Origin of the sequence: Lysobacter antibioticus (assembly GCF_001442535.1) — a bacterium.
GTDB lineage: Bacteria > Pseudomonadota > Gammaproteobacteria > Xanthomonadales > Xanthomonadaceae > Lysobacter > Lysobacter antibioticus.
The window spans coordinates 815907-841213 of the sequence record NZ_CP013141.1 but is presented as its reverse complement, the minus strand read 5'-3'; the positions used below and the strand labels follow the sequence as shown (position 1 = coordinate 841213).

The 25307-nt window shown below is 67.7% G+C and carries 20 protein-coding genes and 1 pseudogene; 9 read left to right on the top strand and 12 right to left on the bottom strand.

Annotated elements, in window-relative coordinates:
* Positions 1 to 105: 105 nt before the first annotated feature.
* The 4 genes from GLA29479_RS03465 to GLA29479_RS03450 are packed head-to-tail and all read left to right on the top strand — an operon-like array spanning position 106 to position 4712.
* On the top strand, positions 106 to 789 hold the full coding sequence (locus GLA29479_RS03465) for a vWA domain-containing protein (protein WP_057918710.1): 684 nt from the start codon (positions 106 to 108) through the stop codon (positions 787 to 789).
* 17 nt (positions 790 to 806) lie between these two features.
* Positions 807 to 1568: a PP2C family serine/threonine-protein phosphatase gene (locus GLA29479_RS03460; protein ID WP_057918709.1), complete on the top strand. Its 762-nt coding sequence runs from the start codon at positions 807 to 809 to the stop codon at positions 1566 to 1568.
* A gap of 10 nt (positions 1569 to 1578) precedes the next feature.
* On the top strand, positions 1579 to 3081 hold the full coding sequence (locus GLA29479_RS03455) for a protein kinase domain-containing protein (protein WP_057970787.1): 1503 nt from the start codon (positions 1579 to 1581) through the stop codon (positions 3079 to 3081).
* On the top strand, positions 3078 to 4712 hold the full coding sequence (locus GLA29479_RS03450) for a hypothetical protein (RefSeq protein ID WP_057970786.1): 1635 nt from the start codon (positions 3078 to 3080) through the stop codon (positions 4710 to 4712). Before GLA29479_RS03455 ends, GLA29479_RS03450 begins: the two co-directional genes overlap by 4 nt.
* 37 nt (positions 4713 to 4749) lie before the next feature.
* Here the strand turns inward: GLA29479_RS03450 and GLA29479_RS03445 are convergent, their stop codons facing one another.
* The 6 genes from GLA29479_RS03445 to GLA29479_RS03420 all read right to left on the bottom strand — a co-directional run bounded on the left by GLA29479_RS03445 (position 4750) and on the right by GLA29479_RS03420 (position 13037).
* The gene (locus GLA29479_RS03445; RefSeq protein ID WP_057970785.1) at positions 4750 to 6156 is read right to left on the bottom strand and encodes a hypothetical protein; all 1407 of its coding nucleotides are present in this window, start codon (positions 6154 to 6156) and stop codon (positions 4750 to 4752) included.
* Positions 6157 to 6694: 538 nt separating this feature from the next.
* Positions 6695 to 7117 carry a hypothetical protein gene (locus GLA29479_RS03440; protein ID WP_057970784.1) on the bottom strand — a complete coding sequence of 141 codons (423 nt, stop codon included), beginning with the start codon at positions 7115 to 7117 and terminating at the stop codon, positions 6695 to 6697.
* Positions 7114 to 10455, bottom strand: a complete 3342-nt coding sequence (locus GLA29479_RS03435; RefSeq protein WP_057970783.1) for an nSTAND1 domain-containing NTPase — start codon at positions 10453 to 10455, stop codon at positions 7114 to 7116. Before GLA29479_RS03435 ends, GLA29479_RS03440 begins: the two co-directional genes overlap by 4 nt.
* Positions 10456 to 10905: 450 nt before the next feature.
* The gene (locus GLA29479_RS03430; RefSeq protein ID WP_057918703.1) at positions 10906 to 11127 is read right to left on the bottom strand and encodes a hypothetical protein; all 222 of its coding nucleotides are present in this window, start codon (positions 11125 to 11127) and stop codon (positions 10906 to 10908) included.
* Between the two features lie 163 nt (positions 11128 to 11290).
* Positions 11291 to 11929 (bottom strand): peroxiredoxin family protein, encoded by a 639-nt coding sequence (locus GLA29479_RS03425; RefSeq protein WP_057970782.1) that lies wholly within the window; start codon positions 11927 to 11929, stop codon positions 11291 to 11293.
* A gap of 208 nt (positions 11930 to 12137) precedes the next feature.
* A complete protein-coding gene (locus tag GLA29479_RS03420) occupies positions 12138 to 13037 on the bottom strand; it encodes a DMT family transporter (protein ID WP_057970781.1) in 900 nt (299 codons plus the stop codon).
* A 96-nt stretch (positions 13038 to 13133) separates the two neighbouring features.
* Here GLA29479_RS03420 and GLA29479_RS03415 point away from each other — a divergent pair, with 96 nt between their 5' ends.
* Positions 13134 to 13904, top strand: a complete 771-nt coding sequence (locus tag GLA29479_RS03415; RefSeq protein WP_057918700.1) for an AraC family transcriptional regulator — start codon at positions 13134 to 13136, stop codon at positions 13902 to 13904.
* A 136-nt stretch (positions 13905 to 14040) separates the two neighbouring features.
* Here GLA29479_RS03415 and GLA29479_RS03410 read toward each other — a convergent pair whose 3' ends face one another.
* A complete protein-coding gene (locus GLA29479_RS03410) occupies positions 14041 to 15477 on the bottom strand; it encodes an amidohydrolase family protein (RefSeq protein ID WP_057970780.1) in 1437 nt (478 codons plus the stop codon).
* A 305-nt stretch (positions 15478 to 15782) separates the two neighbouring features.
* Between GLA29479_RS03410 and GLA29479_RS03405 the strand changes: the two genes are divergently transcribed.
* Positions 15783 to 17975 (top strand): AAA family ATPase, encoded by a 2193-nt coding sequence (locus tag GLA29479_RS03405; protein ID WP_169795607.1) that lies wholly within the window; start codon positions 15783 to 15785, stop codon positions 17973 to 17975.
* Positions 17972 to 18898 (top strand): HNH endonuclease family protein, encoded by a 927-nt coding sequence (locus GLA29479_RS03400; RefSeq protein ID WP_057970778.1) that lies wholly within the window; start codon positions 17972 to 17974, stop codon positions 18896 to 18898. The genes GLA29479_RS03405 and GLA29479_RS03400 overlap by 4 nt, the downstream gene beginning before the upstream one ends.
* Positions 18899 to 18990: 92 nt before the next feature.
* Here the strand turns inward: GLA29479_RS03400 and GLA29479_RS03395 are convergent, their stop codons facing one another.
* A complete protein-coding gene (locus GLA29479_RS03395) occupies positions 18991 to 21021 on the bottom strand; it encodes a M2 family metallopeptidase (protein ID WP_057918696.1) in 2031 nt (676 codons plus the stop codon).
* Positions 21022 to 21506: 485 nt separating this feature from the next.
* Between GLA29479_RS03395 and GLA29479_RS03390 the strand changes: the two genes are divergently transcribed.
* Both GLA29479_RS03390 and GLA29479_RS24290 read left to right on the top strand, forming a co-directional pair.
* Positions 21507 to 21896: a hypothetical protein gene (locus tag GLA29479_RS03390; RefSeq protein WP_144436332.1), complete on the top strand. Its 390-nt coding sequence runs from the start codon at positions 21507 to 21509 to the stop codon at positions 21894 to 21896.
* Positions 21897 to 22264: 368 nt separating this feature from the next.
* Positions 22265 to 22666: a hypothetical protein gene (locus GLA29479_RS24290; protein ID WP_144436331.1), complete on the top strand. Its 402-nt coding sequence runs from the start codon at positions 22265 to 22267 to the stop codon at positions 22664 to 22666.
* Positions 22667 to 23143: 477 nt separating this feature from the next.
* Here GLA29479_RS24290 and GLA29479_RS03385 read toward each other — a convergent pair whose 3' ends face one another.
* The 4 genes and pseudogenes from GLA29479_RS03385 to minC all read right to left on the bottom strand — a co-directional run.
* Complete coding sequence (locus GLA29479_RS03385) at positions 23144 to 23617, bottom strand: hypothetical protein (RefSeq protein WP_057918694.1); 474 nt, start codon at positions 23615 to 23617, stop codon at positions 23144 to 23146.
* 244 nt (positions 23618 to 23861) lie between these two features.
* Positions 23862 to 24122 carry a cell division topological specificity factor MinE gene (gene minE / locus GLA29479_RS03380; protein WP_031374141.1) on the bottom strand — a complete coding sequence of 87 codons (261 nt, stop codon included), beginning with the start codon at positions 24120 to 24122 and terminating at the stop codon, positions 23862 to 23864.
* A 4-nt stretch (positions 24123 to 24126) separates the two neighbouring features.
* Positions 24127 to 24936, bottom strand: coding sequence for a septum site-determining protein MinD (minD, locus tag GLA29479_RS03375; protein ID WP_031374140.1), 810 nt, complete (start codon positions 24934 to 24936; stop codon positions 24127 to 24129).
* 25 nt (positions 24937 to 24961) lie between these two features.
* Positions 24962 to 25306: pseudogene (minC, locus tag GLA29479_RS03370) on the bottom strand (septum site-determining protein MinC); the annotation flags it as partial.
* Position 25307 lies beyond the last annotated feature (1 nt).

Genomic DNA, 25307 nt, shown 5'->3' with positions numbered 1-25307 from the left:
GCAGGCGTTTGCAGTCCGATGTGGCGCGGCGCGACCTGGGCCCGCGCCGACCACCCCGGCTCGTGGCTATACTCGGCCTTCGTATCCAAGCAGCAAAGGAATGCCATGAATCAGCCCGTCATCCCCGATGTAGCCCTGGTCGACAACACCGAGCAGCGTACCCCGCTGGTGCTGGTGCTCGACTGCTCCGGCAGCATGCTCGGCGAGCCGGTGCAGCAATTGAACGAAGGCCTGAAGCTGCTCGAACAAGAGCTGAAGTCCGACGTGATCGCGGCCAAGCGCGTGCGCGTGCTGGTCGTGCGCTACGGCGGTTTCGACACCGCCGAGGTGGTCGGCGATTGGTGCGACGCGATGGATTTCACCGCGCCGACCCTGGAAGCCGAAGGCACCACGCCGACCGGCCGCGCCATCGAACTGGCTCTGGCCGAAGTCGAAAACGAAAAGCAGCGCTTCAAGCAGGCCGGCATCGCCTACACCCGGCCGTGGCTGTTCCTGATGTCGGACGGTTCGCCGACCGACGCCTGGGAAACCGCGGCCAAGCATGCGCGCGACGCCGAGCAGGCCAACAAGGTCGCGATCTTTCCGATCGCGGTCGGCGAAGGCTCGCAGGACAAGGCCATGGCCCAGTTCAGCAGCAAGGGCGCGGCCGGCGTGAAGCGCCTGCAGGGCCTGCAGTTCCGCGAACTGTTCCTGTGGCTGAGCGCGAGCATGCAGGTGGTGTCGCAGTCGCGACCGGGCGGTCAGGCGCAGTTGCCCTCGACCGACACCTGGTCGTCGGTGCCGACCTGAGCGGCGGGTCCCGGGCCATGGGCTGGCGGATCTATGCGGCATCGGCCACCGGAAAATCGCATCTCGACAAAGGCATCCCCTGCCAGGACGCGTTCGCTTTCCACGCCGACGGCGAAGTCTTGGTGGCGGTGGTCTGCGACGGCGCCGGTTCGGCGGCGTCGAGCGATATCGGTTCGCGCCTGACCGCCGACACGGTGGTGCGCAGCCTGGCCGCGGCCTGGGCGCAGCAGGGCGATGCGTCGGCGACGAGCGAGCAGGCGGTGGCCGGACTGGCCGCCGCCGCGGTGCTCGACGCGCGTGCGGCGCTGAGCGCCGTGGCCGCTGCAGCGCAGGCGGAGTTGTCGAGTTATGCCGCGACCCTGGTCGGCTTCGTCGGCGATGCGGATCGCGGCTGGTTTTTCCATATCGGCGATGGCCTCGGCGTGGCCGAAGCGGCCGATGCGCAGGCCCACGCCGCCCGCGTGTCGGCGCCGGAGAACGGCGAGTACGCCAACGAAACTTACTTCGTCACCGGCGAGGCCTGGCGCGAGCATCTGCGGGTGCTCGCCGTGCCGTACCCGGTGGCCCGCTTGAACCTGATGTCCGACGGCGCGATGCCGTTCGCGATGGAAAAGGGCAATGCCGGCCTGTACCGGCCCTTCATCGATCCGGTCGCGCGTTATCTGGCGTCGGTCGACGAAGACGCGGGCAGCCGCGCCTTGTTCGGTACCCTGGACGACTCGCGCACGCACGGCATCACGTCCGACGACAAGACCCTGCTGATCGCCTTGCGGGTCTGATTCGGGCGCCATGACTCTGCGCAGCGGCAGCAGCATCCGGATCGGGACTCGGCGCTCGACGCTGGGCGCGCTGATCAAGAGCGGCGGTGCGGGCAGTGTGTACCTGCTGCCCGACGACGCCCACAGCGTCGCCAAGATCTATCACGAGCGCGTCGACCCGCCGAGCTATACCGACCGCATCGAGGCGATGCTGGAACTGCGCCCGCATCTGCCCGACCAGGTCGAGGGCGGCAAGCGCTACGTCCAGATCGCCTGGCCGCATGCGGTGGTGCGCGACGAGCGCGGGCGTTTCGTCGGCTTCACCATGCCGGCGCTCGACGTGAAGTCGACCTCCGAACTCGAACAGGTGCTGCAGGAGCGGCAGGCGCGCGCGGCCGGCTTGCCGGTCGGGCTCGGCGCCAAAGTCACGCTCGCCGCCAACCTCAGCGCGGTGCTCGCCGCGCTGCATGCGCAGCATCATTACGTGGTCGACCTGAAGCCGGTCAACCTGCGCTTCTATCGCGCATCGCTGTACATCGCCTTGCTCGACTGCGACGGCTTCAGCATCCAGGGCCAGGGCAAGCGTTTCTCCGCGCCGCAGGTCACGCCGGATTACCTTGCCCCGGAGTTCCAGGCGCGCAAGCTCGGCCCGGCCGGCGAGGAAACCCAGGACCGCTTCGCCCTGGCCGTGGTCGTGTTCCAGTTGTTGAACTTCGGCATCCATCCCTACAGCGGCCGGCCGGCTTCCGATCGCGTGCCGACCGATATCCCGGCGCGCATCCGCGAGCGGCATTACGCCTACGGCTTGCGCGCTCACCGGATGATGACGCCGAGCCCGGTCAGCGCGCATGCGGCGATCCCGCTGGAGCTGCGCCAGTTGTTCGACCGTGCCTTCGGCAAGGACAGCGAAGAGCGGCCGAGCGCGGCCGAGTGGAGCCGCGCGCTGCGCAGCTATGCGCAGCCTTCGAGCGGGCGCCTGGTCGTGTGCGCGCGCAATCGCGAGCACCAGCATTACGCCAGCCAGCCGTGTGCGTCCTGCGTGCGCGCCGACCTGATCGCGAAGACCGCGCGCGATGCCAAGCCGCGGCCGAAACCGAACCCCCGACCCGAGCCTTTGGGCGGCCGACGCGGAGCGCGCGGGCCGGTCTCGGCGGTGACCGCCGCGCAGATGGCCCAGATGCAGGCGCAGCTGACCCGCATGCAGGCGCAGATGCAGGCACAGACCGCGCAGAAGGTCGCGCAGGCGCAACGGTCCTGGTGGCCACGCGGGTCTGGCGCGGCTGTCGCGAGCAACTCTTGGTCGTCGCGAATCGGCATCGCGGTGCGGGTCGGCATGGCGGTGGCGCTGCCCTGGTCGTTCGCCCGGCTCGCTCAGTTCGTGCAGACCCTGTACGCGCAGTTGCTGCCGAGCTCGGGCGCGGCCGCGCTCGACGGCTGGATGAACGCGATCCTGATGACCTTGCTCGGCGTCGGTTTCCTGGCCGCCTGCGGCATGTTCATGCTGGTCCTGCCGAGGATGCTCAAGAACCGATGAGCCGGCACCCGCCCCTGCAGGGTTTCCGCTATACCCGCATGGCCTGGGGCAAGCTGGCCGTGCTGCTGTTCTTCACTCTGATCCTGCTGGCGCCGTTCACCGGTTGGTTGATGTCCTTGCCGCTGTGGGCGATGGACGTGGCCGGGCATTGGGTGTCCTCGCCGCTGCACAGCCGCAGCGAGCGCTGGTTCAACCTCGCCTTGTTGATGGCGGCGGTGCCCAGCCTGATCGCGGTGCTGATGCGCTCGATCGAGCGCAACGACCGCGAACTGCGCATCGGCGTGGTGGTGGCGGCGTTTGCGGTGGTCGCGATCCTGGTCGCGCCGGCCCGCAACGCGCAGCGCTTCTCCGCCGATGCGATCGTCGGCAGCGTGCCGGCCGTGCCCGCTGAGCCTTCGGCGATGGCCGATGCGCTGGCGTCGCAGGCGCCTGCGGCGGTCTCGCCGCCGCCGCAGCGTTCCGCGCGCGAACGCGAGGCCGAGATCGACGCCCTGATTCGCGGCGCGGCGAGCAGTGCCGTGCACGGCGATTCCTTTTATCGCCAGCAGCTCGCGATGATCGCGGTGCAGGCGCAGGGATCGAACGCGAAGCGCGATGGCGACCGCTACGAGGGCGCGATGCGGTTGTATCGCGAAGCCTCGGCGGTCTTGCAACCGGGCGCCGGCGCCGAGCGCATCGAGCCGATCGAACACTATTTGTCCGCGGCGGCGGCGGCCGACCCTTCGCGCGCATTGCCGCCGCGCGAGCTCGGCACCTGGCGGCTCGGCGCTTTCACGCACGGCCTCGGTCGCTATGGCGCCGCCGCGGCGCGGCCGCTCGACATCGTCGATGCCGAAAGCCTGCGCCGCCAGCGCGACGCGGCGCGGGCGAATTTCCTGCAGGCCCTGCGCATCCACCCGACCTTCGACGGCGCCTGGCGCGGCCTGGCCTGGACCTGGCTCTACGACCAGCCGGACCTGGCCCTGGGCGCCTTGATCATCGAAGCCGAACAAGCCGGCCGTGCCGGCGGTTCGCGTGCGGTGCGCCAACGCATCGACGCCGCCGGCGGCGCCGAGGCCGCGCCGCGTTTCCAGATCCTGCAGGCGCGCGCGCAGGAGGCGGCGATGGAACTGCATGGGCTGTCGATCCCGGCCGCGGTGCGGGTGATGGCGCGCCGGCCGCTGCCGTCGCTGCCGCCGGCGGTGGCGGCGATGCAGAAGATGGTCGGCACCGGCGTGGCGGTCGAGCCCGCGCCCGACGATTTGTCGACGATCCCGCGCTTGTCGGATGCGCTGGACGCGGTCGCTTTTCGCGGTGCGAAGTCCGCGCCGAGCACGACCGCGCTGCTGGCCGGTCCCTGGCGTCGCGGCGCCCTGGTCGTGGCCGGCCCGCTCGACCTCAGCCGCTGGCGCGCGCGCGTTGGGGCGGGCGGACAAAAATCCTTCGATGCGCGCATTGCCGGTTGGCCGCGCTATCGCATCGCACGCGGTTTCGATCTTCCGCGGGGGCTGGACCGCTCCGCGCCGGCGATCCTGGTATTGCCGGCGATGATCGAACGTCCGCGCGGCGACTTGGGCAACGTGGTGCTGCTCGATGCCTCCAACGGCGCCTGTTCGGGCCGCTACTGCGGTTGGGTCTTGCGCGGTCCGTGAGCGCCGCGGCCGGGTGGCCGCAGCGAGTGGTCAAGGCTCAGGCGTTCGGCAACTCGGCGATGGTCACGCCGATGATCAAGGGCACCTCCGAGGTGGTGGTGCCGGTGAAGCTCAAGCTCGCCGGATCGGCTTTCCAGCCGGCGCGCGCGCTGCCGCCTTCGGCTTCGAGCGTGAAGGGGCCGATGCGCAGGCCGGTGGCGAACTTGAAGACATTGGCGAAGCGGCGGAAGGTCGAGGTGGTAGTGCGGATGCTGAAGCTCGGTTTGTAGCCGACGACCATGCCGCTCTTGACCAGGCCGAAGAAGCCTTTTTCGCCGAACACCGCCTGGCCGCGTTCGTCGCCGAACGGGCTGTAGCCGTGGACGAAGGGGCCGTCGATCATGCTGCGGGCGAATTCGCCGTCGTACCAGCCGCCCGGGGCGATGCGGACCTGGTCGACCGCCTGGAAATCCAGCGACAGTTCGAGTTGGTTGTCGAACTCGAATTCGTCGATGCGCTCCCAGCGGCCGTTGATGCGCACCTGCCAGAACAGCTGGCGGATCTTGCCCTGGCGCCCGGCCCAACTGCGGCCGAAATCGTACGGCGCTTCGCGGTTGCTGAAACCGACGGTGGCGCCGGCCGGGCCGTGACCGGCCTGGACCCGCGCGACCCAGTCGACGGCGTCGTGTTCGACATGCCAGTCGGGGACCTTGGCCATCTTGATCAGGTTGAGATCGGCCAGGCGGACATGGAACTCGTCGCTGCCGCAACGGCGCTGGGCCGCGCCGAGTTCGTCGGCGTCGCATTGCGCGACCAGTGCCGAATAATGCGCCTGCGCCTGGTTCATCGCGGCCTCGGCGGCGACGATGCGCGCCTGGTAGCCGCGACCGCCGCTGCGGCCCAGCCACTCGCTGAAGCAGGGCTCGTTGTCGGTGACTTGATTGGCGTAGGCCGAGGCGGCCGAGGTCGTGGCCAGGGTGTAGTGGTTGGTCGCCACGACCAGTTCGTCGTCGGCGTCGTGCAGGTGCTGGCGCAGGCTCGGGTATTCGGTCGCGGCCGGGATCACGTTGAGGAACTGCTGATAGGCCTGGTGCACCGGGTCGCCGCTGGAGACGTAGGCGCCGATCGCGCTCCACCGCGGCGCGGTCGCGCAGAAGTCGTGCTGGGCGGCGCTGATGAAACCGGCCTGGGTGGTCGGCCAGTCCCAGCGCGTCGAGGGATAGACCAGTTGGAAGTCGTCCGGCGAGACGTCGATCGAATCGGTCAGCGCCCGGTACAGCAGGCCCCAGGGCTTATCGTCGAAATCGTTGTTGGCGGCCAGGCCGGCATCGAGGCGGGCGAGTTCGAGCAGGCGCCGGTCCTGGGCGCCGTGGCGGAACTGCGAGAGCGGGCCGATGTCGTCCTGCGAGTCGAGCGTGTCGCCGCCGTCGCCGGACAAAGTGTAGGGATAGTCGGACTCGGACATGGCCGGGCTCCTGCGAATCCGCCGGGGCGGGTTCGTGCCGGACACCGTGCGCCGGCCGGCGCATCGGTCCCGGCGGCGGCACGCGGCGGTCCGGGTGAGCGCAGACTCCTCGCAGCGCTTCCGGCCTGCCTTACGGCAACCTTACGGTCGTTTTTTCCTTGCGCGATCAATGCCTTGGCGCAACAGGCCGAGCCATGCCGGAGGCGAGCGGACCGGTTCGCTCGCCTCCGTCGGGCGGCCTCTGGCCGCTTTGCGTCGTTCGCAACGTGGGCCGGGCGGTGGCCGGCATCGCAACGCGGCCGCTGAGCCCGGCATTCCCGCGCAGGCGGGCTCCGCTCTGCTTGGGCGATATGTCCGCAGTCTTCGGCCGGCCGCGGGCGGCCGGGCGATAGGCCGCATCGAGGCCGCCGCGGGCGACCAGCGATGTCGAACAGTCGGGACCGCAGCGGCCGCTGGCTACCGGCTGCTGCGGTTTCCGGCGGTGGGTAAACGCCGCGCTCGCAGAGCCAACGCAGTGCCGTCGACCGACCGCGTCGGCTCAGCGCTTGCGCTTGCCGGCCTGCGGGGTGATTTCCGGGTCGTTGCCGACCTGCGGGTCGCAGGCGACCAGGACGCCGCGCTTTTCGTCGCGCACCAACACCGAGAAGAAGATCAGGGTCTGGGTGTCGTTGCGGTTCATCATGCTGGCGCTGCGTCCGTCGGCGGCGATCTTGGTGTCGTAGATCTGATCCTTGGAATCGGAGTTCAGCACGCCGTCGATCTTGAAATGCTTGGACACTTCTTTTTCGAGGCGGTAGGTGATCTTGACCGGGCTCTGGTCCTTGCCGACCGTGACCACGTCGGGCGAGAAACTGTAGAAATAACGGCCTTGCGCGGCGTTGCCGCCGAACACCACATGGGCGACGGTGAGTTCGATCTCCAGTGCGGCGGATTTGGTCTTGTTCTTGGACTTCTGAGTCATTGCAGGGCTTCCTGGCGGGTGGGTGGAGCGTAGAAGGCGATGAAATCCGGGTGGCGGTAGCCGCTGCGGCGCAGCCATTCGATCTGGCGCGCAACGTCGGCGTGGGCGTCGAGGTGGATCTGCGCGCGAATCCAGGTATCGAGCAGGAAACGGTCGCGCGACTGCGGCGCGCTTGCCGCGAGCAGCCCGCGCACGCGCTTCCAGTCGCTCATGGCGCGCTCGCGTTGGCCCACGGCGGCCAAGCGTTCGCCGCGCGAAACCAAGGCGCGCGCCAGGGTCGACAGACTGGCGGCGTCGCTGCCGCGCGAGTGCAGGGCTTCGAGGTCGGCCACGGCGCGGTCGATCTGCGCCGGCCACGGCGTCGTTGCGGCAGCGCTCTCCACCTGGGCCAGGCGCAGGCGCACGACCGCGTCGAGCCGCCGCCACTCCGGCAAGGATTGCGCTTGCGCGAGCAAGGGCGCCAAGGTCGCTTGCGCCTCGCGCAGTTGCTGCGCGGCCTGCGGGCGCGCGTCGCGCAAGGCGGCGATCCAACCGGCGTGGGCGTAAGCGTGTGCGAGGTCGCGCCGCCAGGTGCGGTTATCGGGCTGTTGCTCGACCAAGCGGCGCAGCAGCGACAGGGTTTCCTCGGCGTCGCGGGCGGCCTCGTCGACCAGGCCGCGGTCGAGCGCCAGGATCGAGCTGCGCAGCAGCGCGGTCGCGAGTTTGCGCCGCCAGGCGTTGGCATCGGGCTCGTTGGCGACCAGTTCGCGCAGCATCCGGGTCTGCAAGGCGTAGCCGGAGGCGGCGGCCTCGAACTGGCCGCGCGATTCCTGCGCGGTGCTGAGCCAGGACAGGCTGTCGACCAGTTCGTAGCGCAGCGACTTGTCGTCGGGCTTGCGCGCGAGCAACTCGCGCTTGATCGCGACCGAGCGTGCGAACAGCTCCGCGGCTTCGTCGGTGCGTTGACGACTGTTGGCCAGGGTGCCGAGATTGTTCAGCGCATACGACAATTCGAGTTGCCAGCGCGGGTCGGTCGGCGCACGCGCCACCAATTGCTCGGCCGCGCGCAGATAGTCGAGCCAGTGCGCGTGCGCCGGGTCCATGCGTTTCTGGCGGAAGTCGTAATAGCCCTGCCAGTAGGCGACGGTGCCGGATTCGGCCAGGGCTTCCAGCGAGTCGGGCGTTTCCCGGCGCGCCCGCGCCACCGCTTCGGCGGCGCGCTCGAAGGCGGCATTGGCCTCGTCGAACCGGGCCAGGTTCATCAGCACTTCGCCGACCGTGCGCAGGGCGCGCGCATGGTTGACCAGTTCGCGCGGCTGCATGTCGGCTTCCGGCATGCGTTCCAGATAGGTGAGGGCCTGGCTGCCGACGCTGTCGAGCAGTTGCAGATTGCCGATCGGGCGCAGTTGTTCGGCGAGATCGCCGAGCATGAAGCCGACCAGTTGCTGGGCCTGGTCGCGGCGTTGTTCGGCTTCGCGCCGCGCTTGCAAGGCCTGCAGGCCCAGGCCGACCGAGGCCAGGGTCAGCGCCGCCAGGGCGCCGATCGCGCCGACGCGCAGCCACTGCTTGCGCCGTTGCTGGCGTTCGCTGGCGCGCAGGAATTCGAGGTCGGCCGCGGCCAGGTCGGCCGGCAGGCGGCGCGCGGCTTCGCGCGCTTCGGCCAGGGGCCGGCCGGGATTGAGCAGGTGGTCGGAGCGACGGCCTTCTCCCGCCCAGCGCCGCGCCGCGCGCTGCAGGCGTTCGCGCGCCTGCAGTAATTGGCGGTTGTCGCCGGCCCATTCGCGCGCGCGCGGCCATTGCCGCAACAACGCTTCATGGGCGACGCCGAAGCCCGGCTCGCCGCCGCTGAGTTCGCCGACGAACAGGCGGGCGCGCACGAAGGCCTCGGCCAGTTCGCGCGCCGCGGCATCGTCGAGCGCCGACCACAGCACCCGCCGCGCGGTGATCGCGTCGCTGTCGGGGCGGATCACGATCAAGGCCGCGAGCACGCGTTCCAGGCTGGCTTGCGCGGTCGCCGGCAAATCGGCGAAGACCTGTTCGGCACGATGGGCGAGCGCGCCTTCCAGCCCACCGAGCTCGCGGTAAGTGCGCAGGCTCAGCACGCCGCCTTCGTCCTGGCGCTCGTACAAGGCCTGCAAGGTGTGCTGCAGCAGCGGCAGCGAATCGGGGTGTTGGGCGGCCGCGTCGCGCAGCACGTCGTCGAGCCGGATCGAGGTTTCCGGATCTTCCTGGAAACTCAGGCCGGCCAGGGCGGCGGGGGCGCGGATGATCTGGCCGATCTCGCCCAGGCGCGGGGTCAGCAGATCGATATGGCCGTCGCCGGCCTTGAGCTCGGCCAGGCCGGGCACCGCTTCGATCAGGCGCGGATAGAAATCGCTGCGGGTGATCGCGATCGCGGCGACGTGCCGGCAGCCGCACAGCGCCGCCATCGCCGCGCCGAAATCGCTGCGGTCGCGAGCGTCGATGGCCGGTTCGGCGACGACCGCCTCGCTGTGGTCGATCACCAGCAACAAATGGGCGCGTTCGGCGCGATGCCCGGTCATGCGCAGGAAGGCGTCTTCGATGCGGGCCTGGACCTGTTCGGGCGCGGTGCGCAACTGTTGCTCCAGCGCCTCGACCTCGGTTTCCAGGAACACCGGGCGCCCCAGCAGCGACCAGCCGCACAAGGCCTGGGCCAAGCGCGCGAGCAGGTCGCCGCCGCGGCAGGCGCCGAGATCGAAGTAGACGCTGCTGAGTGCGTGCAGCCCGTCGAAGCCGCCGTCCTGCTGCAGCAGCGGCATCACCCCGGCGCGCAGCAGCGAGGTCTTGCCGCAACCGCTGGCGCCGGAGACCAGGACGAAGCGGCGTTGGCTGTCGACTTGTTCGCGCAAGGTCGCCAGCAACTCGGCGGTCGCGCGGCCGCGGCCGAAGAACACCCCGGCATGGGCCTGGTCGAACGAGCGCAGGCCGACGTAGGGGCTGCCGTCGGTCCACGCCGCCGCGCGCGGCAGGCCGCTGCGGTAGTCGTCGGGAAAGCTGACCCGCGCGGCCAGGCGGTAGCCGCGCTTGCGGATGGTCTCGATGTAGTCGGGTTCGCGGCTGCGGTCGCCGAGCCTGCGCCGCAATTGGGCGATGGTCTTGTGGACCGGGTTGTCGCCGTAGAAGGTGCCGCGCCAGATCTCGATCAGCAATTGCTCGGCGCTGATCACCTCGCCGGCGCGTTCGGCCAGGGCGACCAGCACTTCCATCATGCGCGGCTCGAGCGCCGTCGTTACGCCTTCGCGGATGATCGACAGGCGATCGGGCTGTACCAGCAGCGCGCCGATGCGGAACTGCGATACCGATGCCAGGTTCTTGATCCGGTCGATGCGTTGATGCATCGCAGGGCACGCTCGTGAGATTGGGGCGGTCGATGTGCGGGGCCAAAGGCGCATGAAGGCTTCATGCGTGCCCCGTCATCCGTAACCGCCGCTCGTTACGAGCCGGCGCAACAGGCGAAAGGCCGCCAGTGTCGCCGCGCCCCATCGCGACGTCAGGCGGGGAGTTCGTTGAATCCATGCGCAAGCTAGCAAAATGTCATGCATCCGTGTGTGCCGTATCACGAATTTCAGTGACAACGCATCGAATCGGCCCGACCGGATGCCGGAGTGGCCGGCAAACAAGCGGTTTTGCGTGGCGCTCGCGCGCGTGCCGGTGTTCCTGCCTTGGCGCCGGCAGGGGGCGATCGCCGCGAGCCATGCCGGGGGGCCGCTTCAAGGCGGATGCGGAATAAAAAAAGCCGGCCGGGGGTCACCCCCCTGCGGCCGGCAGACGCTTGCGGCCGAGGGGGATCAGCCGCAGCAATAGCAGACCAGCGGACGGCCCGGGCCGCCGGGGCCGAGTTCGCCGCCGAATTCCGGGCACTCGCTGCGACACGCGAACGAGTTGCACGACTCCGATTGGGCCGGTGCGGCGCCGTTGCCGGCGATCACCTGGAAGGCGCCGAAGCCCATCGCCGCGGAAAACAGCAGGGCGGCGAGGACGATACGGACACCACGATTGCGCTTCTTCATTACTGAGCTCCTGTCGATGTTCGCCGCGCCCTCTCCCAAGACCGCGGCGGATACGCCGGAGCCCGGCACGATGCCGGTCCGGCCGAGGGACGCGGCCACGGCCGCGTCGTTGGCGGATGCCGGGGCACCCGTCGCAGCGTCGAATCCCTCGACGCTGCATGGTTCATCGCGGCACCGCCGAGGCGGCGACCGCGGTCTGCACGGCGGCGCGCGGCGAGGGCCGCACCGCGCGCAGCAGTTCCTGCAAGGTCTGTTTGCTGTTGATCGCGCCGAGGTGCTGGTAGCGGACCCGCCCGTCGCGGCCTATCACCAGCAACGAGGGCACCTTGCGCGCGCGGAACAGCGCCGAGGTGCGGCGGTCGTCGTGGGCGATCAAGGGAAAGTCGAGCCCGTGTTCGTCGGCATAACGGCGGGTCTGCTCGGTCGAGGCGAAGGCCACGCCGATCAGTTCGGCGCCGCCGCCGGAAGCGGCCTGCAACTGCGCCGCGGCAAGTTTCAACTGCGGCAGCGAGGCGCGGCAATGCGGGCAGGTGGTGGTGAAGAAAAACACCACCTGGCTGTCGCCGGGCGGCTGGCCGAGCTCGCGCTCGCGCCCGTCCAGCGACTGCAGGGCGACGCGCGGCACGTACATGCCGACATAGGGTTGGGTGACGCGATCGACCAGCCATTGCTGATCGGTGCGCAGGCGCCCGACCTGCCAGCCGAGCGCGACGACGAGCGCGGTGGCGACGATCAGCGCGGCCCAGAGCAGGCGCTGACCGGGCCGCGAGGCCGATGTTTCGATGTCGGGTGGCGACGACATGCCACGACCCTAACAGCGAGTGTCAATGCCGAACTTGACGAGGCTCACAATGGCGATGCGTGCATGGCGCCGAGGTTCTGCTGGGCAGGAGCGGCGTTCTTCTGGATTGCCTTCGGTCGCAAGCCGCGACCGGTCTGCGGGCGGTGCTTCGCGGCCCGGCGCAGGTCGCGGCTCGCGCCGCTCCTAGCCTGAGGATGCGAGCATCCGATCAGCTCGCGCATTCCTGCGCGCGCAGCGGCGCCGTCGGACGCTGGCGCAAGGCCTGGGCGGTCGCGACGCCGAGCAGGGTGAGTACGCCGCCGATCCAGTGATAGGTCTGCAAGGGCTCGCCCAGGAACAGGACGGCGAACACGGCAGTGAACACCGGGGTCAGGTTCATCAGCACCGAAGTCTTGTCCGCGCCCAGGCGCAGCAGGCCGTGCATCCAGAACCATGGCGCCACGGTCGAGGCCAGCAGACCGGCGTACAGCACCAGCGGCAGGTTCTGCGCGGTCAACGCCACCGACGGCGCCAGCAGGAAGCCCGGCAGCAACAGCACGCTTCCGCACAGGATCTGCAGGTACAGCGATTCGCCGTTCGGGATCGGCAAGGCCCAGCGCTTCACCAGCACGCCGTACAGCGCATACGAAGACGCCGCCAGCAGCATCATCAGTTCGCCGCGGCCCAGGCCCTGCTGCAGCAATCGCGCCGGGTGCCCGCCGCTGAGCAACCAGCTCAGGCCGGCGAAGGAAATCAGCGCGCCGATCAGCATGCCCGGCGAAGGCCGCGTCTTCAGCACGAACATGCCGATCACCATCGTCATCGGCGGTATCGCGGCGACGATCAGGCCCATCGACATGGCGCTGACGCTGTGCGCGGCGAAGTAGGCCAGCGACTGGTACATGACCATGCCGAGCGCGGCCAGCACGATCAACTTGCGCCAGTGCGGACGCACCTGGGCGCGCAGCTTCCACACCCGCGGCAGCATGAAGGGCGTGAGGACGAGCAGGGCGACCAGCCAGCGGTAGAACGAGATCGCCGCCGGCTCGATCGCGCCGGCCGACAGCTTGTTGACGATCGTGTTGCCGGCCCAGATCAGCGTGGCCAGGATCGGCAGTAACAAATGCATTGCGGTGTTCCGTACAACGTGGGGCAGCTCATTCTAGAATGTCGGGTAATCGACAGATGTCGATAACCAGACAAGCCGTAGCGAGGCCCGGACAAGATGCGCAACAGCCGCCGCTTCCACTATCCCTACCGCTCGCTGCCGGGCCCCTTGTTGTTGCGCTACGAGGCCTTGGCGGTCGACACCGAGAGCGCCCTGCATCAGCACCCCTGGGGACAATTGGCCTTCGTCGAGTCCGGCAGCATGGCGTTCCTGATCGAGGAGCAGCCGTTCTTCGCGCCGCCCGGCTATGCGGTGTGGATCCCGCCGAAGATGGACCACAGCTCGCACAACCGGCGCGAGGTGCAGTGCCGCCTGATCAACATCGCCGAGCGCTACACGCCGATGCTGCCGAAATCGCCGGGCATCGTGCGTCTGCACCCGTTGTTCATCGCCGGGGTCGAGGACCTGTTCGATCGCGGCATCGAAGTGCCCGACACCGCGGCCGATCGGCGCCTGGCACGGGTCTTGATCGACAAGTTGTTGGCCACGCCGATGCTGTCGCGGTTCGTGCCGCAGAGCGAAGACCGTTTGCTCGGGCCGATCCTGGACGCCCTGCAGCACCACCCTGGCGACAACACCACCCTGGAGCAATGGGCGCAGCGCGTGCACACCACCGAGCGCACCCTGAGCCGGCGCTGCCGCGACGAACTCGGCATGTCGTTCAGCCAATGGCGTCAGCGCCTGCGTTTCCAGCAATCGATCCCGTTGCTGGAGCAGGGCCGCAGCGTGCAACAGGTGGCGGTGGCGATGGGCTATGCCAGCGCCTCGGCCTTCATCGCCATGTTCCAGCAGTTCAGCGGTACCACGCCGCAAAAGTTCCGGCGTTGAGGCGCGAGCCGCGGGGCTTTAAGGGTAGGAGCGGCGTAAGCCGCGACTGCGACCTCGCAACGACGACGCAAGCGTAGATGCTCGGACGCGACTCATGACCGAAGGACATCCAGCAGGATGTCGCTCTTACAAAGAGCTAGGGCGCGGTCTGCGCCGCCACCTTCTTGCGCACGTCCTCCAGCATCGCATCCAGCGCCTTGCGATCGTGGACCTTGCCGCGCAACACGAAGGCATCGATGCGGCGCGTGGCAGCGATGTCGCGCAGCGGGTCGGCGTCGAGCAGGACGATATCGGCGGCCTTGCCGGCGGCGAGACGGCCGTGCAGGCGCTCCTGGCCCAGGAAGCGGGCACCGTTGATGGTCGCCGCCTGCAGCGCCTGCAACGGGGTCAGGCCGTTGTCGACGAAGCGCTGCAACTCGTCGTGCAGGCCGATGCCGGGGTAATTGAAAGAGTTCAGGAAGCCCGCATCGGTGCCGGCGAGGATCGCGACCCCGGAGGACTGCAGCAAGGGCAGGATCGCCGCGCTGCGTTCGTAGCGTTGGTGTCGGCGCTCGATCGCCACGGCGTCGTCCTTGGCCGCGCGTTCGACGCGCCAGGCATAGGTCGCCTGCAGGCCGGGGCCGATGTAGCGCAGATAGGCATCGCCGCGGTGATCGTCGCGATCCAGATAGGTGGTGACGAAGCTGCCGTTGAGGGTCGGGGTGACCGCGGTGCCGCGTTGGGCCAGGCGCCGATAGGCGGCGCGCGCGGTGTCCTCGTCGAAGCTGGCCTGGATCCGGTTCCAGCCTTCGCGGCTGTCGATCTCGCCGCGCGCGACCATCGCGCCGATTTCGGCTTCCTGCGGCGAGCCGGCTTTGTAGGCGTAGTCGATGTGTTCGATCGAACTGAGCCCGGCCGCGCTGACCGTGTCGATGGTCAGGCTGAAGGGCACGTGCGCCGAGGTACGCAGGCCGCGCGCATGCGCCTGCTTCAGGGCGTCGAGGAACAGCTCCGGCGACAAGGTGTTGTCGGTGATCTTGACGAAATCGACCTTCCAAGCTTGCAAGCGGTCGAGCGCCTTGGAAATCTCCGCGGCGTTGCCGACTTCGATGTCGCCGGGCCAGATCGATTTGTAGCCCTCCAGCTTCGGGCCGGAGGTGTAGATCGTCGGGCCGTCGAGGCGGCCGGCGGCGATCGCGTCGCGCCACTCGAACACGCTCGGGCTGAGGTCGCCGGCGGCGTCGCGCACCGCGGCGATGCCGTGGGCGAGGTACAGCGGCAGCAGGTTCTTGTTCTCTTCGATCAGCTTGTCGCCGCCGCCGAAGTGGACGTGCATGTCCCACAGCGCCGGGATCGCGTATTTGCCCTGGGCTTCGACGGTCTGCCCGGCCTGGTAGCGCTTGGCCTTGGGGTCGTCGACGATGGCGACGATGCGATCGCCGCGCACGGCGATGGTCCGGTCGGTGCGGGTCTTGCCGTCGACCACGTCGACCACGTTGGCATGCCGGATCAACAGGTCGACGCGTTCGGCGGCAACGGCCGAAGACGAAAGCGCGAGCAGCAAGGCGGCGGACAGGCGGATCGACGGGGGCATGCGGAACTCCGGGAGCGCGGCCGCCGCAGGGACGGCCAGGACGGGAAGCGGCGCAAGCGCAGGCCGCATCGGCATTGTGCCCGAGGCCGGCATCGCTCCGGCTTCGCGATCTCGGACCGAATGCCATTCCGCCAGACCGCGCCATGTCCATAATGACGGCGATCCGCGGCCCGGCGCAGCCACGGAGGCCCAAGCCGCTTGCGGCCGCTGATACATGTGCCGCCTGCGGCCGCTGATACGTGTGCCGCTTGCGGCCGCCAATGCCCGGGCCGCTTGCGGCCGCCAATGCCCTGCGGAGGGGCTGCATGAGGAAAGTGAAAAGGCTGGCGACGCCGCCGTCGTTGCGCCGGCCGGAATTGCTCGACTGGGCCCGCGAAATCACCGCGTTCTACAGTCGCCCGGCCGAGGAGCGCCAGCGCCAGCGCGCGCCGTTCGAGCGCTACGAGCCGTTGTTCCTGGGCGAGGACGTGTACGCGGCTCTGGACGCGCAGTTCAAGAGCAAATGCGCGTACTGCGAATCCGGCCTGCAGATGCACGAAAGCCGCATCGATCCGTTCCGCCCGATCCTGGCCGCGGCCGATCCACGCACGCGCGAGGAAAGCCCCGACCACTACGGTTGGCTGGCGTTCGAATGGCGCAACCTGATGTATGCCTGCAACGAATGCGTCTCGGCCAAGCGCAATCTGTTCCCGGTCGACACGCCGCGCGCCTTGCCGATGACGGCGTGGCGGCAGACGGTCGCGAGCGAGAACGCATTGCTGATCGATCCCTGCCGCGACGACCCCGCGCGGCATCTGGCATTCCTGCCCGATGGCGGCTTAGTCGGCAAGACCGACAAGGGCGCGGCGAGCATCGAGGTGTTGAACCTCAACCGTCCGCGCCTGGTGGAGGCGCGACGCCAATGGATCTTCGACCTGCTGAGCACTGTCCATCAGGCGATCGATCCGGAGGCCGAACCGGTCACGATCGGATTGATCGACGAGTTGGACAACCTCCGGCACAGCGGCGCGATCCGTTCCGCGCTCGACGCGGTGGCCAAGGAAACCGCGCGCCGGGCCGGGCTCAAGCCCATCGTCGGCTTCCGCCCCTCGCGCGACATTCCGCGCCTGGCCGGACACCATGAGGTCTGGGACCGGGTCGCCTACGAATATCTGTCGGGCGCGGACAAAACGCCGATCTCCGAATCTCTGCGGAGCGCGGTGGGCGAGTACTACGAACTCAGGCCCAGGCTGGACCCGTCCCACGTCGAACGCGTGCGCATCTTCAACTTCAAGGGCATCGACACCCTGGAGCTGGAGTTCGCCCATGCCCAGGCCTCCGACAGCAATGCCTCCGGGGTGATGCTGCTCGGCGAGAACGCCGCCGGTAAAAGCACGGTGTTGCAGGCGCTGGCGCTGGCCTTGATGGACGAGCGCCTGCGCAAGGGCAGCCGGGTCGAGGGTGCCGATTTCCTGCCGCGCCAGCGCGAATCCTGGGAGGTGCTGACCGACCGGCCCTATGTCGAGGTGCTGCTGTCGTCCGGCGACACCCGCCGCATCGAGATCGATTCGCTCGGCCGCATCGAGACCTACAGCGACGCGGTGCCGTCGATGGTGCTGGCCTATGGCGCGCGGCGCTTCTTCCGCTCGCACGAGCGCATCCACAAGAACGCGGTCAACCGCAGTCTGTTCGACCCCTTCGCCAAACTGGAAGATCCCTCGCCGTGGCTGGTCGAGGCGAGCCGGCAGCATTTCAACGCGGTGGCCCGGGCGATGCGCGAGGTGCTCTCCTTGCACGAGGACGACGACATCTTCCGCGGCCCCGGCGGCCACGTGATGGTGCGGGCCCATGGCCGCGTGACCCCGGTCGAGCGCATGAGCGACGGTTATCGCTCCCTGTTCGCGATGGCCGTGGACATCATGCGGCGCATGGTCGACGCCTGGGGCAACCTGGAATACGCGCAGGGCATCGTCCTGATCGACGAGATCGACGTGCACCTGCACCCGCGCTGGAAGATCGAGGTGATGTCGGCGCTGCGGCGAGCGATGCCGAAGGTGCAATTCATCGTCACCGCCCACGACGCGCTGTGCCTGCGCGGCATGCGCGACGGCGAGGTGCACGTGCTGTACCGCGACCAGCACGACCGCATCCGGCCGCGCGAAGACTTGCCGAACATCGAGCTGTTGCGCAGCGACCAGTTGCTGACCTCGGACTTCTTCGGCCTGGCCAGCACCGCGCGGCCGCAGACCGATGCGGCCCTGCATCGCTATGCCTATCTGCTCGGCAAGCCCGCGCTCGATGCCGGCGAGCAGCGCGAACGCGGCGCGCTGGCGGCGCAACTCGCGGGCCTGCCGCTAGGCGACACGCCCGTCGAGCAACTCGTCGGCGAGGCCACCCAGCGTTATCTCAACGATCGCCGCCGTCGCGGCGGTGCCGAGCGTGCGGCGATGCGCGAGGACGCGCTCGAGGAAATCGTGGCCCTGTTGAGCGCGGGCGCCGCAGCGGGAGCCCACGAATGAGGTTCGTGGATCGCAAGTCGGTGCGGGCGCCGGCTTCGCTGGTCGACCCGGACGGCGCCGGCCGGCGCGAACTGGAGAAAGCCTCGAAGCATTACCTGGACCCGAAGGCCGAGACTTTCGCCTTCAAGGCCTATAAGCGGCCCGACGTCAAAGAGGCGCTGCGCGAGCTGTTCAAGAAGAAGTGCGCGTACTGCGAATCCTTGCACGAGGCGACTTCGTCGGCGGACATCGAGCATTACCGTCCCAAGGCCGGCGTTGACGGCGAACCCGGCCATCGCGGCTATTGGTGGCTCGCGGCCGACTGGGACAATCTGCTGCGCAGTTGCATCGGCTGCAATCGCGTCGAAGGCCACCGGATCGCCGAAGCCGGCATGACCGCTGCGCAACTGGCCGCGCAAAAAGTGCAGAGCGTGGGCAAGGGCAACGCGTTCCCGGTGTCGGCGGTTCGGGCGTTCAAGCCGGGCGACGACTGCGACCGCGAAGACCCTTTGCTGATCGACCCGACCCGGCGCGATCCCGGCCCGCATCTGGCCTGGCATACCGACACCGATCTGTCGCTGCTGAGCCCGAGCTTCCACGGCGCCGTCGCCGATGCCTACGGCGAACACACGATCCGCATCATGGCGCTCAATCGACAGGCCCTGGTCGAGGCGCGCACCCGCCATCTGCAGCGCTTGAACGATCTGTCGTTCGACATCGCCGAAGCCCTGGACGAGGCCGCGGTCGCGGCACCCGCGCAGCGCGCCCGTCCCCTGCAGCGGGCCGCGCGCAAACGCGCGCAACTGCTGGCGATGGCCGGCGCGGACGAAGAGTTCACGGCGATGACGCGGGCCTTCGTCATCGTGGCCGAAGGCGAGCTGCTCGCGCGTTATCGCGAGTTACTCGAAAGTAAGGCCGAGCAGGCCGACGCGGTCGGCGCTTAATCGTCTCGCGGACAAAGAAAAACCGGCCGAAGCCGGTTTTTCTTCTGTCGCTTGCGGACGCGGACGCCGCGAGAGCACTGCGATGCTCGGGCTCAGCCTTGTGCGGGCTTGCCTGCCTTCGCCTCGGGCTTGGCCGCTGCCGGCTTGGCGCCGGCCGGCGCGGGCGCGCCTGCCGCCGAAGCCTGCCAACCGCAGCTCTGGCCTTCGTTCTGCTGCTTGAGCCAGGTCTGCAGCGGCGCGAAGTATTCGAGCACTGCCGAGGCATCCATCTTCTCGCCGCCGGTCAGTTCCTTCATGGTCTGCTGCCAAGGCTGGCTGGCGCCCTTGCTCAGCATCGCCTGGAACTTCGCGCCGGCGGCCTTGTTGCCGTAGAAGCTGCACTCGTACAGCGGGCCCTTGAAACCGGCCGCGTCGCACAGCGACTTGTAGAACTGGAACTGCAGCACGTGCGAGAGGAAGTAACGCGTGTACGGCGTATTGCCCGGCACGTGGTACTTGGCGCCGGCGTCGAAGAACTCTTCGCCGCGCGCCTCGACCGGGGCCACGCCCTGGTACTTGGCCTTCAGTTCCCACCAGGCCTTGTTGTACTCGCCCGGCTTGATCGAGCCGTCGAACACGCCCCAGCGCCAGCGGTCGATCATCAGGCCGAACGGCAGGAACGAGACCTTGGCCAGGGCCATGCGCATCTGCGCGTTGATCAGCGACTCGTTGCTCTGCTGCTGGCTGCCGACCAGGCCGATCGACTGCAGGTACTTCGGCGTCATCGCCAGCACGATGGTGTCGCCGATGGCCTCGTGGAAGCCGTCGTGCGCGCCGGTCTGGAACAACGGCGGCTGGTTGTTGTAGGCCAGGTAGTAATAGACGTGGCCGAGCTCGTGGTAGATCGTGGTGAAGTCTTCTTCGTTCGGCTTGATGCACATCTTCGTGCGCACGTCGCCGCCCATGTTCATATCCCAGGCGCTGGCGTGGCAGACCACGTCGCGGTCGCGCGGCTTGATGAACTGGGTCTTGCTCCAATAGCTGTCGGGCAGCTTGGGCATGCCGAGCGAGACGTAGAAGTCCTGCGCGCGCTCGGTCATCTGCTTGGCGTTGGCCAGGTTGGCGTCGACTTCGATCTGCGCCTGTTCGTCGGCGGCGCGGTCGCCGGGGTTCTTCGCCGTCTGCAGGTCGAAGTTGTGCTGGTACTGGCGTGCCAGCGCGCCGTTGATGTCGAGGCTGCCGGCCTGCTGCTCGGTGTACGGCGCCAGCACGTCCCACATGTTGCCCCAGTCCTGCTGCCACATATTGCCGAGCAGGTGCGCCGGCAGCATGCCGCCGGTGGTCTCGCCCTTGTCGGCGCCGTACTTGGCTTCCAGGCGCGAGCGGGTGTAGCAGTGCAGTTGTTCGTACAGCGGCTTGACCTGGCCCCAGAGACGGTCGGTTTCGGCGGCGAGCTCGACCGGGCTCATGTCGTAGCCGGAGCGCCACAGCTCGCCGGTGTCGGCATAGCCGAGGTTGCGCGCGCCTTCGTTGACCAGTTCGACGAAGCGCGTGTAGTCCTTGCGCATCGGCTTGGAGATGGTGTGCCAGCCCTTCCATGCGTCGAGCTGGGCGTCGTAGTCGCGGCTGTTGCGCAGCACGTCTTCGAGATCGCCGAGCTGGCGGCAATCGGTGTCGCCGGTGCCGCTGCAATACGTGCCCGAGCCGTACATGCCTTCCATGCGCGTGGCGATCTGGGTCAGTTCGGCGAGCTTGGCCGGGTCTTTCGGCGCCGGCATCGAGGTGCCGATCTTCAGCAACTGGATCGCGCGCGCGCTGGCGGGCGACATCTGCTGGCCTTCGAATTTCTTCGACTGTTCGATCCAGCTGTTGAGCTGGGTCAGGTAGCGCTCGTTGGCCTTGGCCGAGAGCAGCTGGCTGTCGTCGTTGATATAGGTCGAGGACAACCACTGTGCCGAGGTCATCTCCGGATACATCTTCTTGTATTCGTCGTTGACGCGGGCGATGAACTGGTCGGCGGTCTCGCCTTCCGGCGCGGCGGCGGCCGTGGTGCTGGAGGAGGGGGTGGGGTCTTTCTTGCATCCGGCCAGGCCGATGACGGCCGCAGCGATGCCGAGCGCCAATACGGCGCGAACGTGGTTCATGTGTGCTCTCTCCAGGAAGTGCCGCGCTTTGCGCGCGAGCCAGAAGGCTAGAGGCCGGGTCGGTCGGGCGCAAGCCGGCGGGCGCCGGGGCGCCTGGGCGGCTGGCCGGGAGGCGCGGTGAGCGTCTGGCCGGGGCTAGGTTCTGCGCACATTCGGCACATTAGGTGGACTGAAAACGGTTACGAGCGTCTCCGTTCAGATCCGATATTTGACCGATTCAGGCCGTTCAGCCAGTACCGGGTCACGAAATGTGCTTTCGTCGAAGTTATTTTTTCGTTACGTGTAAACGCTTAGATTGTTAAATTTTCGATATTCATTTAACGCTATGAAACGTAGGCCGGATTTGTGACGGTTTCGTTCAGGTTTCGGGACGGCGTTTCCCGGTCGGGTTTCCACCCATGTCACAAAAAGGGATTTGATTTGTGACGCCAAAACGGAAAAAGTGACGTCCAGCGGCAGCCGTTCATCGGCCACGCTTGGGATGGGTGGATCCCATGGGGAATCGTTTTGGCTTCAACAGGAACGGCATGAAACATACGATGAGCTCTTCCGACGACAGGCGGTACCGGCCGCTGGCGACGACTTCGTCGCAGCGCAACCGGCGCGAAGGTGGCGAATGCCTGTTCACGGCCGATCTGAGTTGGGCGCGCGAAGAAGCGCCGATCGAACCTCCCCACGGCAGCCTCAATCTGAGGCGCGTCGCCATGGCCGCCCTGCTGGCGCTGGCGGTGGTGGGCATCGTAATGATGAATGGGCCGGCCGACGCCGGTCCGGTCCGGCGCGCCGAATCGGCGCTGCCGGCGCCGGTCAGCGAAGCCGAGCCCGCGGCGGTCGACGTCGCGCGGACCGCGCAGATTTCGCCGGTCGCGTTCTGAGAACGCGGCCGTCAGGCACTCGGTGGGGGTAAGCGCCTGGAAGGCGCAATCAGGGGAAGGGAAGCTGTAAGAAGACGGAAAGGGTTATGGGGATAGCCCGATCCGCACGGTTTGAATGGCGTCGGCGCCAGGGAGGGCGTCGGTGGCCGCTCGTGGTGACCTTCTCTTCTTTCTCTTGCTTGTGCCGATGGCGGCCCATGGTTTCTGGGTAGGAGCGGCGCAAGCCGCGACTGCGGGACGCGCAGTAACCGCAATGCCGATATCGCATCATCGAAGCGGCGAGCCCTCATAGGGTAGGAGCGGCGTCCCACAGGGATTTCCTCCGGTTACAAGCCGCGACCAAGGAATGCGCAGAGACGACAACGCCGATGTCTCTCATCGAAGCGGCGTGCTTTCGCAGGGTAGGAGCGGCGCGAGCCGCGACCGCGCCGTTTCGGTCTTGCGGCGCATCGCTCACAAGCAAGATCAAGATCTGGATCCAGATCAAACGCCAACAGCTTCCGCCACTGAAGCGGCGGGTTACTTTCTTTTGTCATAAGCAACAAAAGAAAGGTAACCAAAGAAAAATGCTTTTCTTTGAATCACAGGCCCGCACGAGCGCTGCCGACGCGGGGCTTTTTCATACGGGACATCCCTGTCCCGATGAAAAACGGCCCGCATCCATGCGGGCCGCCCTCCGGGTCTTCTATCGCCTTCGCGAGTGCGGAGCGGCGCACAGCAACAGTAAAATCTTTGCGGCAACCGCAACCGCAACCGCAACCGCTACTTAGTCTTTGCTGTTGCTGTGAAAAGCTTGGCGTAATTTCGAACTTGCGATGCGATCGTAGACCCGGAGGGCGGCGCACAGGACGTGCGGCGTTTTCGGATAAGACAGGGATGTCTTATCGGAAAATCCCGGCGCGGGCTGCGTACTCGTAGGGGAGCTTCGTCAAGGAAAAGCACTTTTCTTCGGTGACTTTTGACCGAAGGGAATCCAGGCGGACTTTTGGGGCTTTGGCCAAAAGAAATTTGCCCGCCGCTTTAGTGGCGGAAGCTCTTGTCGTTTGACCTTGATCTTGCTTGAGTGGCGCGCTGCGAGATTATTGCAGCGCGGTCGCGACTTGCGTCGCTCCTACCCCGCGACGGCACGCCGCTTCGGTGGGTGGCTCCGGCGCCGTCGCCTCTGCGCGGCCATTGGTCGCGGCTTGTGACCGAAGGAAATCCAGTAGGACGCCGCTCCTGCGGACAAGGGCGGTGCGAGATCGGCGTTACGCTGCTAGCACCCGCTCCGGCAGCCGCACCAATCCGCGCTCGGCCAACCATTGCCACGAGCTTTCGGCATCCTGCTCGACGTAGGCGCGCGCCGAGCCCAGGCGGAAGCTGTAGCCCCAACTGTCCATGTCCTCGAAGATGCGCTCGCGGCTGGCACCGGGAATCGCGTCGCCGAGCAGGCATTGCAGCACGCACACGGCGTCCTCTTCCTCGATCGAGTCGGTGGCGTCGGTGTGCACCTGGGCGCGGCGCTCGGGCGGCAGGACGATCAGGTGCGCGGCTTCGTGCAACAGGGAGTGCAGCGGGGTGTCGCCGCGCGCGTACACGGTGCTGCCGATCAGGCCGGCCTCGGTGTCGCCCCAGTAGCTGCCCGGAATCGGCTCGCCGTCGTCGACGCGCTGCAGGCGCAGGTCGTAGCGCGCGAGCAGGGTGGCGACGTCGTCGAAGGCGAGGTGGGACAGGGTCAGCATGTGCGGAACGTTTGAAGGTGGGAACGCTGCGAGTCAGGCAACAGGCCCGGACAGGGCCACGGTCGCGGCGAGGGCACGTGCAACGGCGCGGCCGGCGAATGTAATGCCTCGGCCATGCACGCTCGCCGCGATGAGGCGCGCGACCACGGCATCGGCGGAGCGGTAGCGGCTGCGCGACGACGGCTTGCACCATTCGAGCACGCAGCGTGGGCAGGTCCGCGGCCGGCAGGCCGGCCGCGTCGGCTCAGGCCTGCGCCGGGTTTTCCGGCAAGGCGACCGAGATGTCCAGGACCTTGTTGTCGCCTTCGCCGATCAGGTCGACCTTGACCGATTCGGCGTCGACGTTGACGTATTTGCGGATCACCTCGAGCAGTTCGCGCTGCAGCATCGGCAGATAGTCGGGACCGCCCCGTCCGGCACGCTCGTGGGCGACGATGATCCGCAAACGGTCCTTGGCGACCGATGCGGTCTGCTTCTTGGCCAGCAGGAAGTCGAACAGACCCATAAGCTCAGCCTCCGAAGATCTTGCTGAAGAAGCCCTTCTTTTCCACTTGCGTGAAGCGCATCGGTCGGGTGTCGCCGAGCAGGCGGGCGACGGCGTCGTCGTAGGCCTGGGCGGCGTCGGATTCGGTTTCCAGGATCACCGGCTCGCCCTTGTTGGAGGCATTGAGCACGTCGCCGGATTCCGGGATCACGCCGATGGTCTTCAGGCCGAGGATTTCTTCGACGTCGCCGATGCTGAGCATCTCGCCGCCTTCCACGCGCTTGGGGCTGTAGCGGGTCAGTAACAGGTGCTCCTTGACGCGCTCGCCGTTCTCGGCGCGGCGGGTCTTGGACGACAGCAGGCCCAGGATGCGGTCGGAGTCGCGCACCGAGGAGACTTCCGGATTGACCACGACGACCGCCTGGTCGGCGAAGTACATCGCCAGGAACGCGCCCTTCTCGATGCCGGCCGGGGAGTCGCAGACGATGTAGTCGAAGCCTTCGGCGGAGATGTCCTCGAGGACTTTCTGCACGCCTTCCTTGGTCAGCGCGTCTTTGTCGCGGGTCTGCGACGCGGCCAGGATGTAGAGGTTGTCGAAACGCTTGTCCTTGATCAGCGCCTGCTTGAGGTTGGCTTCGCCGTTGACGACGTTGACGAAGTCGTAAACGACGCGGCGTTCGCAGCCCATGATCAGGTCGAGGTTGCGCAGGCCGACGTCGAAGTCGATCACGGCGACCTTGTGGCCGCGACGGGCGAGCCCGCAGGAAAGGCTGGCGCTGGTGGTGGTCTTGCCGACACCGCCCTTGCCCGAAGTGACTACGATGATTTCGGTCAAAACTCGTTCCTCCAATGGTGCGGCTTCAATCCAGAGCCGCAATTTTGATTTGTTCGTCTTCCAGCCAGATCTGCACGGCTTTGCCGCGCAGTTCCTTCGGGATGTCTTCAAGCACCTTGTAATGGCCCGCGATCGCGACGAGTTCGGCGTGGAACTCGCGACAGAAGATGCGGGCTTTTTCGTTGCCTTGCGCGCCGGCCAGGGCGCGACCGCGCAGCGGACCATAGATATGGACCGAACCGTCGGCGATGACTTCGGCGCCGGCGCCGACCGTGGTCAGCACGGTCAGGTCGCGGTTGTCGGCATAGATCTGTTGGCCCGAGCGCACCGGGGCGGATTGGATCATGCCCACCGAGGCGGCCGGGGCGGCG

Excerpts from the sequence above, each read along its gene's own strand:
- GLA29479_RS03465 (WP_057918710.1), top strand. The coding sequence starts at position 106 with ATGAATCAGCCCGTCATCCCCGATGTAGCCCTGGTCGACAACACCGAG.
- GLA29479_RS03460 (WP_057918709.1), top strand. The coding sequence starts at position 807 with ATGGGCTGGCGGATCTATGCGGCATCGGCCACCGGAAAATCGCATCTC.
- GLA29479_RS03455 (WP_057970787.1), top strand. The coding sequence starts at position 1,579 with ATGACTCTGCGCAGCGGCAGCAGCATCCGGATCGGGACTCGGCGCTCG.
- GLA29479_RS03450 (WP_057970786.1), top strand. The coding sequence starts at position 3,078 with ATGAGCCGGCACCCGCCCCTGCAGGGTTTCCGCTATACCCGCATGGCC.
- GLA29479_RS03445 (WP_057970785.1), bottom strand. The coding sequence starts at position 6,156 with ATGTCCGAGTCCGACTATCCCTACACTTTGTCCGGCGACGGCGGCGAC.
- GLA29479_RS03440 (WP_057970784.1), bottom strand. The coding sequence starts at position 7,117 with ATGACTCAGAAGTCCAAGAACAAGACCAAATCCGCCGCACTGGAGATC.
- GLA29479_RS03435 (WP_057970783.1), bottom strand. The coding sequence starts at position 10,455 with ATGCATCAACGCATCGACCGGATCAAGAACCTGGCATCGGTATCGCAG.
- GLA29479_RS03430 (WP_057918703.1), bottom strand. The coding sequence starts at position 11,127 with ATGAAGAAGCGCAATCGTGGTGTCCGTATCGTCCTCGCCGCCCTGCTG.
- GLA29479_RS03425 (WP_057970782.1), bottom strand. The coding sequence starts at position 11,929 with ATGTCGTCGCCACCCGACATCGAAACATCGGCCTCGCGGCCCGGTCAG.
- GLA29479_RS03420 (WP_057970781.1), bottom strand. The coding sequence starts at position 13,037 with ATGCATTTGTTACTGCCGATCCTGGCCACGCTGATCTGGGCCGGCAAC.
- GLA29479_RS03415 (WP_057918700.1), top strand. The coding sequence starts at position 13,134 with ATGCGCAACAGCCGCCGCTTCCACTATCCCTACCGCTCGCTGCCGGGC.
- GLA29479_RS03410 (WP_057970780.1), bottom strand. The coding sequence starts at position 15,477 with ATGCCCCCGTCGATCCGCCTGTCCGCCGCCTTGCTGCTCGCGCTTTCG.
- GLA29479_RS03405 (WP_169795607.1), top strand. The coding sequence starts at position 15,783 with ATGAGGAAAGTGAAAAGGCTGGCGACGCCGCCGTCGTTGCGCCGGCCG.
- GLA29479_RS03400 (WP_057970778.1), top strand. The coding sequence starts at position 17,972 with ATGAGGTTCGTGGATCGCAAGTCGGTGCGGGCGCCGGCTTCGCTGGTC.
- GLA29479_RS03395 (WP_057918696.1), bottom strand. The coding sequence starts at position 21,021 with ATGAACCACGTTCGCGCCGTATTGGCGCTCGGCATCGCTGCGGCCGTC.
- GLA29479_RS24290 (WP_144436331.1), top strand. The coding sequence starts at position 22,265 with ATGTCTCTCATCGAAGCGGCGTGCTTTCGCAGGGTAGGAGCGGCGCGA.
- GLA29479_RS03385 (WP_057918694.1), bottom strand. The coding sequence starts at position 23,617 with ATGCTGACCCTGTCCCACCTCGCCTTCGACGACGTCGCCACCCTGCTC.
- minE (WP_031374141.1), bottom strand. The coding sequence starts at position 24,122 with ATGGGTCTGTTCGACTTCCTGCTGGCCAAGAAGCAGACCGCATCGGTC.